Raw genomic sequence first — 15,167 nt, 5'->3', positions numbered from 1 at the left:
TCAATACTCATGGCTGCAGGCAAAGAGATACGTGGCAAGATCAAAAGCGTAGAAAATACGAAGAAGATCACGAAGGCGATGGAAATGGTCGCCGCATCCAAAATGCGTAAAGCGCAAGACCGGATGCGTGCGGCTCGCCCGTACAGTGAAAAAATTCGTACGATCACAGCTAACTTGTCACAGGCCAACCCAGAGTACACGCATCCTTTTATGGTGCAACAAGATCTGTCCAAAAAAGTGGGCGTGATTGTTGTAACGACAGATAAAGGTTTGTGTGGCGGTCTCAACACTAACGTGTTGCGTCTGGTCACTAGCAAAATGCGTGAACTCGAAGGTAAGGGTTCAAAGATAGAAGCGGTCGCAATTGGTAATAAAGGTCTCGGCTTCCTGAATCGCGTAGGTGCAAAAGTCGTATCGCATGTCACACAATTGGGCGATACACCTCACCTCGACAAGCTGATCGGTCCAGTCAAAGTTTTGCTGGATGCGTATCAGGAAGGCAAGCTGGACGCGGTTTACCTGAGTTATACCAAGTTTATCAACACCATGAAGCAAGAGCCGGTGATGGAGCAGTTGTTGCCCCTGACAGCGGACAAACTGACGACAGAGAAACATGCCCATTCCTGGGATTATCTGTACGAACCAGATGCAGCTACGGTGATTGATGAATTGTTGATTCGTTATGTAGAGGCACTGATTTTCCAGGCGGTAGCGGAAAACATGGCATCTGAACAGTCGGCCCGTATGGTGGCGATGAAATCAGCAACTGATAACGCAGGTAACGTGATTGGCGAACTGAAACTGGTTTATAACAAAACCCGTCAAGCTGCCATTACCAAAGAGCTCTCCGAGATCGTCGCCGGCGCGGCAGCGGTCTAAACTGAATTTAAATATTAAGAAGGAACGAACATGGCTAATGGCAAAATCGTTCAGTGTATCGGCGCTGTTGTGGACGTTGAATTTCCACGCGACGCGATGCCTAAGATTTATGACGCCTTGAAAATGGAAGGCTCCGAACTGACATTGGAAGTTCAGCAGCAATTGGGTGACGGCATCGTCCGTACGATTGCTCTGGGTACGTCTGATGGTCTGCGTCGCGGCATGACTATTTCCAATACTGGCAACCCTATCATGGTACCAACCGGCAAAGCAACGCTGGGTCGCATCATGGACGTACTGGGCAACCCTATCGATGAATGCGGTCCTGTCAGCCACGAGCAGACAGCATCCATCCACCGTAAGGCCCCTGCTTACGACGAACTGTCCCCATCCCAGGAATTGCTGGAAACCGGTATCAAAGTTATTGATCTGGTTTGCCCATTCGCTAAAGGTGGTAAGGTCGGTCTGTTCGGTGGTGCGGGTGTGGGCAAGACCGTGAACATGATGGAACTGATTAACAACATCGCCAAGGCACACAGCGGTTTGTCCGTGTTTGCCGGTGTGGGTGAGCGTACTCGTGAGGGTAATGACTTCTACCACGAAATGGCTGACGCAAAAGTGGTTGATCTGGAAAATCCAGAAAACTCCAAAGTGGCGATGGTGTACGGTCAGATGAATGAACCACCAGGTAACCGCCTGCGCGTTGCTCTGACAGGTTTGACGATTGCTGAAGGTTTCCGTGACGAAGGCAAAGACGTTTTGTTCTTCGTGGATAACATCTATCGTTACACACTGGCCGGTACTGAAGTATCCGCTTTGCTGGGTCGTATGCCTTCCGCCGTGGGTTATCAACCTACACTGGCTGAAGAAATGGGCCGTCTGCAAGAGCGTATTACCTCCACTAAAACTGGTTCGATCACATCGATCCAGGCCGTGTATGTTCCAGCAGATGACTTGACCGATCCATCTCCAGCAACGACGTTTGCTCACTTGGATTCCACCGTTGTTCTGTCCCGTGACATCGCTTCCCTGGGTATCTACCCTGCGGTTGATCCACTGGATTCGACATCCCGTCAGCTGGACCCACAAGTGGTTGGTGTTGAGCACTACGAAACAGCCCGCGCTGTTCAGGGTACTTTGCAACGCTACAAAGAATTGCGCGACATTATCGCGATTCTGGGTATGGATGAATTGGCTCCTGAAGACAAACTGCTGGTCGCACGTGCACGTAAGATGCAGCGTTTCCTGTCTCAGCCTTTCCACGTTGCTGAAGTGTTTACCGGTGCTCCAGGTAAATACGTTTCGCTGAAAGAAACCATCCGTGGTTTCAAAATGATCGCTTCCGGCGAACTCGATCACCTGCCAGAACAAGCGTTCTACATGGTAGGTACTATCGACGAAGCAATCGAAAAAGCGAAAAAACTGGCTGCTGCTTAATAATAATTGAGCGCACTGGCGGTGCGACTGAACTGGTCGCACCAAAGCTTTTTTAAGCGAATACAAAGGGTCCAACATGGCACACACTATTCACGTTGACGTGGTTTCCGCAGAAGAGCTGATCTTCTCTGGTGAAGCCGAATTCGTCGCGTTGCCGGGTGAGGCTGGTGAATTGGGTATTTATCCGAAACATACACCACTGATCACCCGCATCAAGCCGGGTGCGGTGCGCATCAAGGTTCCAGGACAAGCCGAAGACGAATTCGTATTCGTTGCCGGTGGCCTGCTTGAAGTGCAACCGAATGCAGTGACAGTTTTGGCAGATACTGCGATTCGCGGTCACGATCTGGACGAAGCAAAAGCCAATGAAGCCAAGAAACTGGCAGAGCAGGCTTTGGTTAATCGCGATTCCAAAATTGACTATGCGCAAGCACAGGCAGAATTGGCTTCCGCGATCGCCCAATTGGCAGCGATACAAAGATTGCGTCAAAAGCGTTGATACGCCAGCGGATCACTCCGTTGCGTTGAAAACATTAAAACAAAAGGCAGCTAAGGCTGCCTTTTGTTTTTGTTTATTGAGTTTTTTAAACACAGCTAATGATGAATATGGAACAAAGCAAAACAGATACCAATCTGGTGAGCGCCATGCTTGCCAATAGCAAGACCATTGCCATCGTCGGCTTGTCACCCAAGCCTGCACGAGCCAGTTATGGCGTGGCGGCTTATATGCAGGCGCAAGGTTACAAGATTATTCCCGTGAATCCGCGCGAGGCGGGTAAAACCATACTGGGTGAACTTTGTTATGCAGACTTGATTGCTGCAGCAGCAGATCACCATATTGATATGGTCGACTGCTTTCGCAATGCTGACGATATCCCACCCATAGTCGAAGAAGCGATACGTATTGGAGCTCCGTATTTGTGGATGCAGCAAGGCATCGTCAATGAGGTAGCCGCCCAAAAGGCAGAATCTGCTGGTATCCGCGTCGTGATGGATAAGTGCATCAAGATAGAACACCGTATGCGTTCCTGAAGTTTCTGAGGTGGTTCAAACTCACGTTGTCTTGCTGCATCGTTCAGGGTGTACCTTGTATCGCCCTTCCCACCTTGTTTGCATAAGCTGGGAAGGGATTGCTCACCAAAAACCGTTTATGAACTTGGCGGTGTATGCGTTACCTGCGGACACTGGAATGGTGAAGATGCACGTGATACCGGCAAAGTTTGGTGCTGGTCAAAAAAGTTGGTGAACCCGGTATAGCCGTTCCACGGTCCTGGAGGATCGTCGTAGGTGATCGTCACGCCAAAACATGCCTTGATCTTCGAACTGGCACCAGCGCTGTTATAAGCATTGTTCATCGCTACGCCGAAATTGGCATCATGCTCATCAAACCAGGTGTTCCAGATATTGTTCGCGTCATGCCATTTCAGGGTTTGCCAGCAATACTGGCTGGTCCAGATAGTTGAACAATAATTCTGCAAGGTCACAGCACTGGTATTGGCCGGTGCTTCGTCGTACATCAACACCATCGGTGGAATAGAAGATGAATTTCCTACTGCCCCCAATGAACAACCGGCGCGATAGCCTGCTGGTTGTGGAAACTTTGGATCTGATTCAAACACAGAATAAGAAGATGACAGAATAAATGTTTTTTCCACTGTATTACGGTCATAGCAAGTCTGTGCCTGATAATCCCAGATGGCACTGGCCTTTGAAGATGCAGAACGCCATGGGCGTTGAGGATCACTGCCAGCAGCATTATCCTTGATACCCCACAACATATTCAGCGACCCGCGCGACTGGCCTACCAGAAAAACATTGTCAGGGTCGATGTGCAATTGCTCTGCATTGTAACGAAGGTACTGGATGCCATCGCGAATGTCGGTGTTGCCGGGTGCTGGATTTGCATTGACATCATAGGATGCGATTGGATGCCTGAATTCCAGTGAGATCACTGTGTAACCTGCGTTCAGAGCCTGAACCAGCACACTCTGGAACAAGGTCGATTTTGCGTAAGGGTTGTCGCGTGGTGTGCTGCTGTCCTTGAACAGAAACTTTTCTGTCTGACCATTGGGATGGGTAAAGATAACAACAGGGCGTTTCGTGCCCACAGGGTCAGTCGCCGGATCCGTGAGGGTGTACACCGATGCGCGCTCGGTCAGATAGGCTGCAGAGTCCGGTTCCCACCAAACGGCGCTGTCACCATAACAAAAATTATCGCGTTCCCAAAATGTGATTTGTCCCGATTGCTTCAGGTAATTCATATAGGCGATGGTATAGCTTTTGGCGGCAGGCAGACTGCTGGAACAGTCTGGAGCTGGCAGTGCCGAAGTCTGGGCAAAACATGCGCTGGCTGAAAGCAACAGTAAGGAAAACAAGAATTGAATGCCAGCTCTGAATGTGTACTTCACGAGATACCTCCTTTTGGTTGCCTGTGTATAGAACTAAAAGTGAATCGTCATTCGGGAATTACTGAAAAACATGCAGCATCGTTTTTCCATCCTGTTACACAGAGGGATGGTCGGGATTTTGCATTGAGGCGTACAGCATGGCGACAGTGGCCCACAATACGAGCAGCATTGACACGTTTATATTTACCTTGGGATTTTTAGCCAAAACAATTCTAACTTCGTTTTTCTTCGTACAAAAATGCTGTTACGCCCAATTACAATAAACACAACTCAGTAACGTCAACGGCCTCAAGAGCGGTAATAAGTGACGCTGTGCAATCGCATCACCCACCTGCTGAATGCATAAGATAAGATAGGCCCTACAAACAAAATAACCGAGCGAGGACAGCATGAGCATTGCCGAACAATTCCGCATCAGCAAGAATTTCCAGGTTACGGATGTCAATGCCAAAAAGAAGTTGCTGGGTGCTCCCGCAGACGATAAGAACGCGGCAAAAGTGGCGGACAGATTGGCGACACTGAAGTTGGCAGAACAGATCGCAGAGCTGCAAAACCTCCTGTACGCCGAACATAATCGCAAGTTGCTGATTATTTTGCAGGGCATGGATACCGCTGGCAAAGACGGGACGGTGAAAGGCGTGTTTGGACAAATCAACCCCTTGGGTGCACGTACGGTTGCGTTCAAAGCACCCAGCGTAGAAGAGAACAATCATGACTACTTGTGGCGTGTGCACAAGGAGGTGCCGGGCAAGGGCGAAATCACGATCTTTAATCGCAGTCACTATGAAGATGTGCTGATTACCCGTGTACATGACTGGATAGATCATGCGGAATGCAAACGCCGCTATGCGCAGATTTGCGAGTTCGAGCGCATGCTAGCCGAAACCGGGACGGTGATCATGAAGTTTTTCCTGCACATTTCCAAAGCTGAACAAAAGCTGCGACTGGAAGAGCGCCTGGCGGACCCTGAAAAACATTGGAAGTTTGATCCTCAGGATTTGGCAGAACGTAAATACTGGGATGCGTATCAACTGGCGTATGAAAATGCCTTGCTTGCTACCGATGCTGATCATGCTCCATGGTATGCCGTACCGGCCGATTCCAAGACCCAGCGCAATTTGGTGATTGCCAGTATCGCGCATGAAAAGATGCTGAGTATGAAACTCAAATACCCGGCAGGCAATCCAGAATATGCCAAACTCAAGGTGGAATGACATGTCTTGTTCCGAATTGCTGCCAGTTTGAACCCGGTCAGGAAATTGCACATAAATTGTTGCTGATCAGATATGAAAATACCGCTGCTGTACCAAGTCCAGATGCAGACCGAGGTATCCAGAGCTGGAATCTTACATATTGTTGTTAGCGGGATTTTTGAAGATAAGTGCCTGATGGCCGAAGATGACTACTATCCGACAGTACTTGGCGTCAGTATTTGGACTGGAAAATTAGCGAAAATAATTATTGAAAATCATCAGGAAAAATAATAGAAATTGGCGACTTATGCACAATTTGGTTTGCAAGCTATTTATCTACAAAAACCGATTATTTAAAGAAATCGCGGTTTCAAACCAATAAAATCAATGACTTACACAATATTCCTGTTAACCGAATTTAAAAATAATCAGTAAACCGGCATTCTGTCATTTCTATCCACAAAGTTATCCACAGTTTATCAAGGGAAAATTTTTGATGAAAATATGTCCTTTGTTGCAGATCAGATGCCTATACCGCCTGCATCGGCGATAATGTAGTCTGAATAGAAATTGACTGCGCCGGATGATGGTTTGTACGGCATGGTATTACTGAAAGCAATTATGTCCATGAATTTTGCACCACTCAAGAATGATACCTTCCTCAAGGCCTTGTTGCGCCAGGAAACCGATTACACACCCTTATGGTTGATGCGCCAGGCAGGCCGTTATTTGCCGGAGTATCGCGCAACCCGTAAAGGGGCGGGTTCTTTCATGAGTCTGGCCAAAAACCCTGGTTTTGCCACCGAAGTGACTTTGCAACCTATAGACCGCTACGGCCTGGATGCGGCCATCCTGTTTTCCGATATTTTGACCGTACCTGATGCGATGGGACTGGGCCTGTATTTTGAAGAAGGCGAAGGCCCGAAGTTTGAGCGTCCGTTAAAAGATGAAAAAGACATCCTGGCGCTGAAAGTACCGGAAGCAGGCAGCCTTCAATATGTATTTGATGCAGTGACCCAGATCCGCACCGCGCTGGATGGCCGTGTACCGCTGATCGGTTTTTCCGGCAGCCCGTGGACATTGGCTTGTTATATGGTTGAAGGGCAGGGTTCGCGTGAATTCCACACCGTCAAGACCATGATGTACAAGCGCCCGGACCTCATGCATCACATTTTGCGTACCAATGCCAATGCGGTGGCGGCCTATTTAAATGCACAAATTGACGCAGGTGCCCAGTCCGTGATGATTTTTGATAGTTGGGGCGGGGCGCTGGCAGATGGCGCATATCAAGAGTTTTCGCTGTCTTATATGCGCGATATCGTCAGCCAGTTGCAAAAAGAAAAAGATGGCAAGCGCATTCCTGCTATTGTCTTTACCAAGGGTGGCGGCCTGTGGTTGGAACAAATTGCTGATATCGGTGCTGATGCCGTCGGCCTGGACTGGACAGTGAACCTGGGTCAGGCCCGCGCCAAAGTCGGTACCAAGGTCGCCTTGCAAGGTAATCTTGATCCGGCAGTGTTGTTTGCCGAGCCAGAACAAATCCGCAAGCAAGTTATTACGGCGCTGGATAGCTATGGCAAACCGGCGGCTGGGCATGGTCATGTATTCAATCTGGGCCACGGTATTTCGCAATTCACACCGGTAGAGTCAGTTAGCGTGCTGGTCGAAACAGTGCATGAATACAGCCGCAAGCAACGTCAGACGGGCTGAAACAGTGCTGGAAATCGCTTATAGATGCTGAAAATTCATGCGCTGGTAAAATAATAAATCATTGACACCTTACAACAAGCTCCTGGCATGCTTGCCAGGTCGTCATGTTGCTATGCAAAACATAGATTTGGTGCGGTTCTCTGGCACAAAAGCTGCGGAAAATGAATGGATAAGCCACTGTAGAATTTTTGCATTTCCATGCACGTTTTCTGTCACTTATGCACAAAATCGGGGCGGAAAAAAATAATTTGAAAAATATTTTTTTGTCGCCAAGCATTTTTTATAAGTGATTGATTTTAAAGGACTAAATTCTATGCTGTCAGAACAGGCAATTCGCTGAAACCCGCGTAAACGCTAGCGAAAACCGTTGTCAAGAGACCTTTCTCCACAAAGTTATCCACAGGATCTGTGGATATGTCAAAAAGCCTTATGAAATCAATAGTTAGCGCTAAACTTCAGGCCTTACATTAGATCGTGACACAAATTTATCTACGCGTTGCGCTCGATACGCCACTTGACACCAGCTTCGATTATCGATGGTCAGCAGAAGACGCAAATGCTGATCCAACAGTCATGCCTCAGATTGGACAACTGGTCGCCTTGCCCTTTGGCCGGCAAGAAGTGGTGGGCTTGATTCTTGAAGTACTGACCGAAACTGATGTCCCCCAGGCCAAGCTGCGTGATGTGTTGGCCGTCAGGCACGATTTGCCGCCGCTCAATAAAGAGTGGATGGCCTTGTGTCAATTCGCCGCCGAATATTATCAGCGCCCGCTGGGTGAGGTGGCGTTGCCGGCCTTGCCGAAAAATCTCAAAGCTATCAAAACCGTTTCTTTGCAGCGCGCCATCAAGAAACTCGACAAGTTGCCCGTGCAGGCCGATGTCAGTACCAGTGATGAGCCGGTATTGAACACAGAACAACAGGCAGCGGTGGATGCGGTGGTCCAGTCCCAGGGCTTTGCCCCTCATCTCTTATTCGGGGTGACTGGCAGTGGCAAGACCGAAGTCTATTTGCAGACCGCAGCCAGGATACTGGCACAATCGGCAGATGCCCAGGTCTTGATACTGGTGCCGGAAATCAATCTGACACCGCAGCTCGAAGCCCATATCCGCACCCGTTTTCCTGGCCTGATGCTGTCGACCTTGCACAGTGGCATGGCAGAAGGTGAGCGCTTGCTTCACTGGTTGGCTGCACATACAGGTCGTGCCCGTATCATCCTGGGGACACGGCTGGCAATGTTGGCGTCCCTGCCAAATCTGAAATTACTGATTGTCGATGAAGAACATGATCCTTCTTACAAGCAACAGGAAGGCTTGCGCTATTCAGCCCGTGACCTGGCAGTCTGGCGGGCGCGGCAGCTATCCATCCCGGTTTTGCTGGGTTCGGCAACACCGTCGCTGGAAAGCTGGCAGGGTGCACAGACCAGTCGCTATCGTTTGCTGGAATTGCGTGAACGGGCAGTGAAACTGGCGGTATTGCCTGTTATTAAGCTGATCAATCTGGAACGTGAAAAACCCAGTGAAGGTTTGACACAAAGGCTGATAGCCGCCATCAAACTGCGTCTTGAGAAAGGTGAGCAATCACTATTATTCCTGAACCGGCGTGGTTATGCACCGGTGCTGGCTTGTGATGCATGCGGCTGGATCAGCAATTGCACACGCTGTACCGCCCATCTGGTGTTGCATAAGGGTGACCATAGATTGCGTTGCCATCATTGCGGGCTGGAACAACGCATACCGCGTTCTTGCCCAACTTGCGGCAATATCGACCTGCAACCTTTGGGTCGTGGCACGCAAAGACTGGAAGAAAGCCTGGCGGCAATTTTCCCAGAGGCAAGAGTGTTTCGCATTGATGCCGACTCCACCCGCCTGAAAGGCAGTGCCGCTGCTGCGTTTGAACGTGTGCATGCAGGCGAAGTGGATATTTTGATCGGCACACAAATGGTGGCCAAGGGCCACGACTTTAAACATCTGACCCTGGTGGCTGCCCTTAATCCGGATGCGGCCCTGTTTTCCCAGGATTACCGCGCCAGCGAACGCCTGTTTGCCCAGCTCATGCAGGTAGCGGGTCGGGCCGGGCGGGCAGCGCAAAAAGAAGGTGGCAATCTTTCTGAAGTGCTGGTGCAGACCCGTTACCCTGATCATCCGCTCTATCATGCGCTGATGGCACATAACTATCCCGACTTTGCCAAAGACTTGCTGGATGAACGCCAGCAAGCCCATATGCCACCCTTCATGTACCAGGCTTTATTGCGGGCTGAAGCCAAGGAGCTGGAAACCGCAATTGCCTTTTTGAAAGAAGCCGCAATCTGTACCGAACACCAGGGCATCATGATCAATGACCCTATCCCCATGACCATGACGCGGGTGGCGAATGTGGACAGGGCACAATTATTGGTGGAATCAGTATCACGCCCAGCCTTGCAGGCTTTCGTCAAAGCCTGGATAGCCGATTTACGCGCCATGAAAAGCCGGGTCAAATGGTCGGTAGAAATTGATCCTGTGGATATCTGAGCGGGATATCCACAGGGACTGGCGCTGGCTTCACCTCAGACATATTTGTGGCATCAGGTAAAATGGTATTTCACTGTATCAATTACATCCTGAAATCCATGCCGCTTAGCCCCTACCTGAACAGTTCACCCGAGATTGCCGACACGGCTTATATCCATCCCAGTGCCCAGATTGTTGGTGATGTCCACATAGGCAAGGACAGCTCTGTCTGGTGCAATGCCGTATTGCGGGGCGATGTCAATCATATACGCATTGGCCACAGCAGCAATGTCCAAGACCTGGCAATGGGGCATGTCTCGCACAAAAACGCTGCCAAACCCGATGGCTCTCCCCTGATAATAGGCAATTACGTCACCATCGCCCATGCCGTGATCCTGCATGGTTGCCAGATCGGTGATGAATGCCTGATAGGCATGGGCAGCATCGTCATGGATGATGTCGTCATCCAACCCCAGGTCATGGTGGGAGCAGGTAGCCTGGTGCCGCCGGGCAAGGTACTGGAAAGTGGTTATTTATATCTGGGCCGCCCGGCTGTAGCGGTACGCACCCTGACCCCAGAAGAAATCAGCCGCCTGCGTTATTCGGCAGAACATTATGTACGTATCAAAAATAACTATCAGCAAACAGAGCAAAACTGAAATCTGAACTCGTGCTGACGAATTGGCTCAGACCAACATCACGGCAAGCAGAAAGCGATTAATAAACCGGAAAAAGGAACAACAGCATGGAAGACCGGCGGGCGAAAGAAGGCGAATACTGGATCAGTACCGATACCAATGAGGTGGATGTGGATGTCGTGCATCAATTTCTGTCCACTCAAAGCGGCTGGGCAACCGGCATCTCCCGTGAATTGGTAGCAGAATCCCTGCAACATTCCCTGTGTTTCAGTGTCTTCCGCCAAGACCGCATGGTCGGCTTCTGCCGCCTGATTACCGACATGACTACCTTTGGCTATCTGGTCGATGTCTTTGTTGTGCCTGACATGCGCGGTAAAGGTATCTCACGCTTGCTGATGGATGCCGTGATGGCGCATCCGGCAGTCAAAAAATTCCGCCGTTTCACACTGGCAACTTCAACTGCCCATGGCTTGTATGAAAAATTCGGCTTCACTCCTTTGAGCAAGCCGGAATCTTTCATGGAAGTCTACAGGCCAAAAATTTACCTTGAAGGATAGAGCAGCAGCCTGACGACAGTGGCAGCCAAATTGGCGACTAGAACTCATCCCTATTGATGAAATGAGTTCTAGTTATTCGATATCCGGTACATCAAAATAAAACATCATCTGGTGATGGTCAGCCGGTTTGATCGTGAGGGTTTTTTTGAACTGCTGGTCGATGCGCATGGTTTTTTCGTGAAATACAGCTTCTACTTCATATTGACCAGCAGGCAAACCCAGGAATAACCATGGGCCATCCATGACAGTAGTAAATACGACCCGGTGATCTTTGCTATCCCGCACAACAATCTTCGTGTCAGATAGAAACGCACCGCTTTTCTTTGCTGCGGTGCTTATCCACAGGCTATATTGACCAACCTGCTGACGCAATTCTTCCCGTTCCGGCTCGCCTATGCCACCAGAAAGGCAGGTGATGCCCTTGGCCGAACAAACCAGTCCCGCAGCACTTGCTGTCGATGGCAGACTGGCAAATCCCGTCAAGAGCGTGCCGAGCAGCATACTTTTCCCAATAAGCTGTACTGATTTCATATCAAATTCTCCATATCAAACCTGATTCAATGGTGTCTTCAATATAGTAGTCAGCCATGCAGCGACGTTGACTTGAATCAAAATTGCAACATTTATCCACTTTCCCTGCGCTTAGCGCTTGTCTGCATGGAAGATCTTGCGGCATATTGAAGATGTAGTCTTGAAACTCATTTCATGAAGGGAAATACTGCTTCCCGTTAATGCAGTGAGTTCCATATTTTGACCATCAACTTACTATTTGATTCCATGCACATGTTTACCCAACTGGCACGGCAATGTTCAGCCAGCGTTTTCCTGAAGTACCCATTGTTCATTATTAGCGTCTTTATTTTTGCTGCCCCAGTCCATGCGCTGGAGTCAGCAATGAAGATGAAAGAGATTTATGAAACTACCGTGGAACAGCAACTGACCCCACCCTCTGAAGAGCTACAGACATATATAGATCAGATGAGCGGCGCGCTGACTAACGCCGGCACGATCAATTTACCTTCGCAATTCATCTTGCTGGTAGACCGCAATCCCAAAGTACAGGCAGCCATGTTGTTCTGGATTGATGAAGAAGGGCAGTATCAGTTCATCGGCGCATCACCAGTATCCACCGGTCGTGCTGTTGGTTTCGAGCATTTTGAAACGCCGACCGGTGTCTTTACCCATTCCATCGCCAACCTTGATTACCGTGCCGAAGGCAGTAAAAACAGCAAGGGCATTCGTGGCTACGGTGCCAAGGGACGCCGGGTGTTTGATTTTGGCTGGCAAAAGGCCAAAAAGGGCTGGGGCGACCGCCAGATTGCCGACATGCGCCTGCAAATGCATGCGACTGATCCGAACTCCCTGGAAAAACGGTTGGGCAGCGTCCAATCCAAAGGCTGTGTACGCATCCCGGCAACCCTGAATGTGTTGTTTGACCGTTATGGCGTGCTGGATGCTGATTATGATGCTGCGCTGGCGACCGGTCGTAAATTCTGGGTGCTGGACAAGAACAGGGAAGACAATGCCTGGGCCGGGCGCTATATGGTCGTCATCGACAGTGAACGGCAAGAAAAACCAGAATGGGCAGGCATTGCCATCCGCAAGCAGGTGAAAGTGCAGTAAGGCTGTCGTGATTGCCGTATTGTGACGTGGAACTGGAAAATGTAATACCATGCAACAACGACGTTTAAAGCCTTATTTATTTTTCCCGGAGTTGTTCATGTCTATTGATACTTGGTTACTGTATGTGCTTGCCGTTCTGGTGTTGACGATCACGCCGGGTCCAGCGGTGTTGATGTGTGTGACCAACAGCATCAACTCCAGCGCCCGCATGACCCTGTATCCGGCACTGGGCAACATTACTTCGCTGATCGCCATCATGAGCTGTTCGGCTATCGGCATTGGTGCCATACTGGCCAGTTCAGCCATGGTGTTTACTGTCATTAAATATCTGGGTGTGTTGTATTTGCTGTACCTGGGCATCTCCAGCCTGCGCTCGAAAGCCAGTGATTTTGAGATGCCGATAGATACTGATACCAACGGCACTCGCCTGCGCCTGTATGTCAAAGGCATGCTGGTCGGTGCCAGCAATCCCAAGGCGCTATTGTTCTTTACCGCGTTTTTCCCGCAATTCATCAATCCGGCTGCCGCCAAATTGCCACAGTTCCTGGTACTGGGCATCACCTTTGTATTTTTCGAATTCAGCGTCCTGATGCTGTATGCCGCATTTGCTGAACGCATGGGACCGTGGCTGCGTTCCAAAGGCAAGGCCAGGATGTTTAACCAATTGTCTGGTGGCATCTTTGTTGCTGCTGCCGCACTGCTGGCGACTGTCAAACGTGCCGGGGCAGATTAGGGCGTGTTGACGTCGTCCCAGCACCAAATTCAGCCGGAGAAACAGCGATGACAGAAATCCACTATAGCGAAAGCGGTTTTTGGGACAAGCTTAAACACTTTGCCCTGGCCGCCGGCAGCAATGTCGTCGAAAAAGCCTTGTGGTTGTATTACGCTGCCCAAAGGCCAGAAACCCCGGCCTGGGCCAAAGCTGTCATTTTCGGCGCACTGGCTTATTTTATTTCCCCGCTGGATGCTATTCCGGATGCCATACCTTTTTTGGGCTATACCGACGACATGGCCACACTGGCGGCTGCAGTAGCCACCGTCAGCATGTATATCACCGATGAAGTCAAACAGCAGGCGCAACAGAAAATGCATTCCTGGTTTGGCACAGGGTTGAAATAGCGTCACTACGGGCTTGGGTGGTCAATGGTAAAAATCATAATGTATTACCATCCGCCAGCCGGATTATTTCGGTATCATCTGTGCCTTGTTTGATCAGACTGGCACGACCATGTACACCTCGACTTTCACCTTCCAGAAAAAGCAGTACGATGCCGCGTTTTATGCGCTGGATGAACAGATCGCCAGCCTGGCAAAAGCCATCCCCGGTTACCTGGGCGAAGAAAGCTGGGAAAACGCCGACACTGGCTTGATCTCCAATGTCTATTACTGGGACAGTCTGGAAGCCTTGCAGGCGCTGATGGCCAATCCCATACACCAGCAAGCCAAGGCTGCTCAGGCCAACTGGCTGGATGGCTACCAGGTGGTCGTCGCCCAAGTCTTGCGTAGTTATGGCGATGGCAAACTGGCGCATCCCTGTGCTGAGCTGCATGGTGCCATCTCTTAAGAATGGAAACAAACATGAAAACGACCTGGCTGACAGGCATCCTGACTGCGCTGGTGCTAAGCCTGACTGCCGCGCCGGTATTTGCCAGTACCGCAGATGAACAGGCGCTGATGGCGCGCGTGCATGGTTTTTACGACTGGGTATTGAAGAACGGTACCCAAGTGAGCAAGCTCCAGCCTGCCATCAAGGATATCCCCGGCAGCAAAAAATTCCAGCTCGATACCAGGAATATCAAGGCTTTCAGCGGCAAGTTCATGGCCTCCGGCTATTTTGCGCCAGAATTCCCGGTCGCGATTGAACGTTACTATGACAAGTACCAGCAGCAATTTGCCGCCTATACCCCGGCTGAATTTGCAGAAATGGCCAAGGATGGCCGTGGCCCGCTGATGGATACGGAAGATATGGACATCTTCTTTTGTGCACAGGAATATGAATATAAAAAATCCTTTGTCAGCAAATTGAAGGCCAAGAGCGTCAAACTGGATGGTGACACGGCCACCGTCATCGTGGTATCACCCTATCAATGGGAAACTGAGTTCCGTTTTGCCAGGATTAATAGCAATAGTCAGTGGATGATTACCGGCTATTGTGTGTTCAAGTAAGGTCCAGGGCCTGTAGTTTTTGGCTAGCCATGGCGTGCTATATTACTTCTACTTCATTAGCTTTAC

Annotated in this window: 17 protein-coding genes; 15 read left to right on the top strand and 2 right to left on the bottom strand. The window is 49.9% G+C overall.

The features are described 5' to 3' along the window. Window positions 1–9 precede the first annotated feature (9 nt). The 4 genes from atpG to AC1RVX_RS02260 all read left to right on the top strand — a co-directional run bounded on the left by atpG (window position 10) and on the right by AC1RVX_RS02260 (window position 3,348). Window positions 10–879 carry a F0F1 ATP synthase subunit gamma gene (gene atpG / locus AC1RVX_RS02275; RefSeq protein WP_493214946.1) on the top strand — a complete coding sequence of 290 codons (870 nt, stop codon included), beginning with the start codon at window positions 10–12 and terminating at the stop codon, window positions 877–879. 30 nt (window positions 880–909) lie between these two features. Continuing rightward, window positions 910–2,316: a F0F1 ATP synthase subunit beta gene (gene atpD, locus AC1RVX_RS02270; protein ID WP_186945797.1), complete on the top strand. Its 1,407-nt coding sequence runs from the start codon at window positions 910–912 to the stop codon at window positions 2,314–2,316. Window positions 2,317–2,392: 76 nt separating this feature from the next. Then, a complete protein-coding gene (locus AC1RVX_RS02265) occupies window positions 2,393–2,815 on the top strand; it encodes a F0F1 ATP synthase subunit epsilon (protein WP_493214945.1) in 423 nt (140 codons plus the stop codon). Between the two features lie 101 nt (window positions 2,816–2,916). Further along, window positions 2,917–3,348 carry a CoA-binding protein gene (locus tag AC1RVX_RS02260; protein ID WP_493215153.1) on the top strand — a complete coding sequence of 144 codons (432 nt, stop codon included), beginning with the start codon at window positions 2,917–2,919 and terminating at the stop codon, window positions 3,346–3,348. 116 nt (window positions 3,349–3,464) lie between these two features. On the opposite strand, the gene AC1RVX_RS02255 is transcribed toward AC1RVX_RS02260, so the two are convergent. Beyond that, a complete protein-coding gene (locus tag AC1RVX_RS02255; protein ID WP_493214944.1) occupies window positions 3,465–4,724 on the bottom strand; it encodes an alpha/beta hydrolase in 1,260 nt (419 codons plus the stop codon). A 389-nt stretch (window positions 4,725–5,113) separates the two neighbouring features. Here AC1RVX_RS02255 and AC1RVX_RS02250 point away from each other — a divergent pair, with 389 nt between their 5' ends. The 6 genes from AC1RVX_RS02250 to AC1RVX_RS02225 all read left to right on the top strand — a co-directional run bounded on the left by AC1RVX_RS02250 (window position 5,114) and on the right by AC1RVX_RS02225 (window position 11,312). Beyond that, window positions 5,114–5,938 (top strand): PPK2 family polyphosphate kinase, encoded by an 825-nt coding sequence (locus AC1RVX_RS02250; protein ID WP_493214943.1) that lies wholly within the window; start codon window positions 5,114–5,116, stop codon window positions 5,936–5,938. Between the two features lie 72 nt (window positions 5,939–6,010). After that, on the top strand, window positions 6,011–6,208 hold the full coding sequence (locus AC1RVX_RS02245; protein WP_493214942.1) for a hypothetical protein: 198 nt from the start codon (window positions 6,011–6,013) through the stop codon (window positions 6,206–6,208). Between the two features lie 330 nt (window positions 6,209–6,538). After that, the gene (gene hemE / locus AC1RVX_RS02240) at window positions 6,539–7,627 is read left to right on the top strand and encodes a uroporphyrinogen decarboxylase (protein ID WP_493214941.1); all 1,089 of its coding nucleotides are present in this window, start codon (window positions 6,539–6,541) and stop codon (window positions 7,625–7,627) included. A gap of 474 nt (window positions 7,628–8,101) precedes the next feature. Continuing rightward, the gene (locus AC1RVX_RS02235) at window positions 8,102–10,138 is read left to right on the top strand and encodes a primosomal protein N' (protein ID WP_493214940.1); all 2,037 of its coding nucleotides are present in this window, start codon (window positions 8,102–8,104) and stop codon (window positions 10,136–10,138) included. 98 nt (window positions 10,139–10,236) lie between these two features. Further along, window positions 10,237–10,776 (top strand): gamma carbonic anhydrase family protein, encoded by a 540-nt coding sequence (locus tag AC1RVX_RS02230; protein WP_493215152.1) that lies wholly within the window; start codon window positions 10,237–10,239, stop codon window positions 10,774–10,776. An 86-nt stretch (window positions 10,777–10,862) separates the two neighbouring features. Continuing rightward, on the top strand, window positions 10,863–11,312 hold the full coding sequence (locus AC1RVX_RS02225) for a GNAT family N-acetyltransferase (protein WP_493214939.1): 450 nt from the start codon (window positions 10,863–10,865) through the stop codon (window positions 11,310–11,312). A gap of 72 nt (window positions 11,313–11,384) precedes the next feature. On the opposite strand, the gene AC1RVX_RS02220 is transcribed toward AC1RVX_RS02225, so the two are convergent. Next, entirely contained in the window at window positions 11,385–11,843 is a 459-nt protein-coding gene (locus AC1RVX_RS02220) for a hypothetical protein (protein WP_493214938.1), read from the bottom strand. A 363-nt stretch (window positions 11,844–12,206) separates the two neighbouring features. Between AC1RVX_RS02220 and AC1RVX_RS02215 the strand changes: the two genes are divergently transcribed. From AC1RVX_RS02215 to AC1RVX_RS02195, 5 genes are all read left to right on the top strand, one after another. After that, entirely contained in the window at window positions 12,207–12,935 is a 729-nt protein-coding gene (locus AC1RVX_RS02215; protein WP_493214937.1) for a L,D-transpeptidase, read from the top strand. 97 nt (window positions 12,936–13,032) lie between these two features. Continuing rightward, on the top strand, window positions 13,033–13,668 hold the full coding sequence (locus AC1RVX_RS02210; protein ID WP_493214936.1) for a LysE family translocator: 636 nt from the start codon (window positions 13,033–13,035) through the stop codon (window positions 13,666–13,668). Window positions 13,669–13,715: 47 nt separating this feature from the next. Next, window positions 13,716–14,054 (top strand): YkvA family protein, encoded by a 339-nt coding sequence (locus AC1RVX_RS02205; RefSeq protein WP_493214935.1) that lies wholly within the window; start codon window positions 13,716–13,718, stop codon window positions 14,052–14,054. Window positions 14,055–14,163: 109 nt separating this feature from the next. Continuing rightward, complete coding sequence (locus tag AC1RVX_RS02200) at window positions 14,164–14,499, top strand: antibiotic biosynthesis monooxygenase family protein (protein ID WP_493214934.1); 336 nt, start codon at window positions 14,164–14,166, stop codon at window positions 14,497–14,499. 14 nt (window positions 14,500–14,513) lie between these two features. Continuing rightward, complete coding sequence (locus AC1RVX_RS02195; protein WP_493214933.1) at window positions 14,514–15,101, top strand: hypothetical protein; 588 nt, start codon at window positions 14,514–14,516, stop codon at window positions 15,099–15,101. Window positions 15,102–15,167: the final 66 nt, after the last annotated feature.

It is taken from the genome of Undibacterium sp. GW821-FHT11B02 (assembly GCF_058808955.1).
This window is presented reverse-complemented; position numbering and strand designations above follow the sequence as displayed.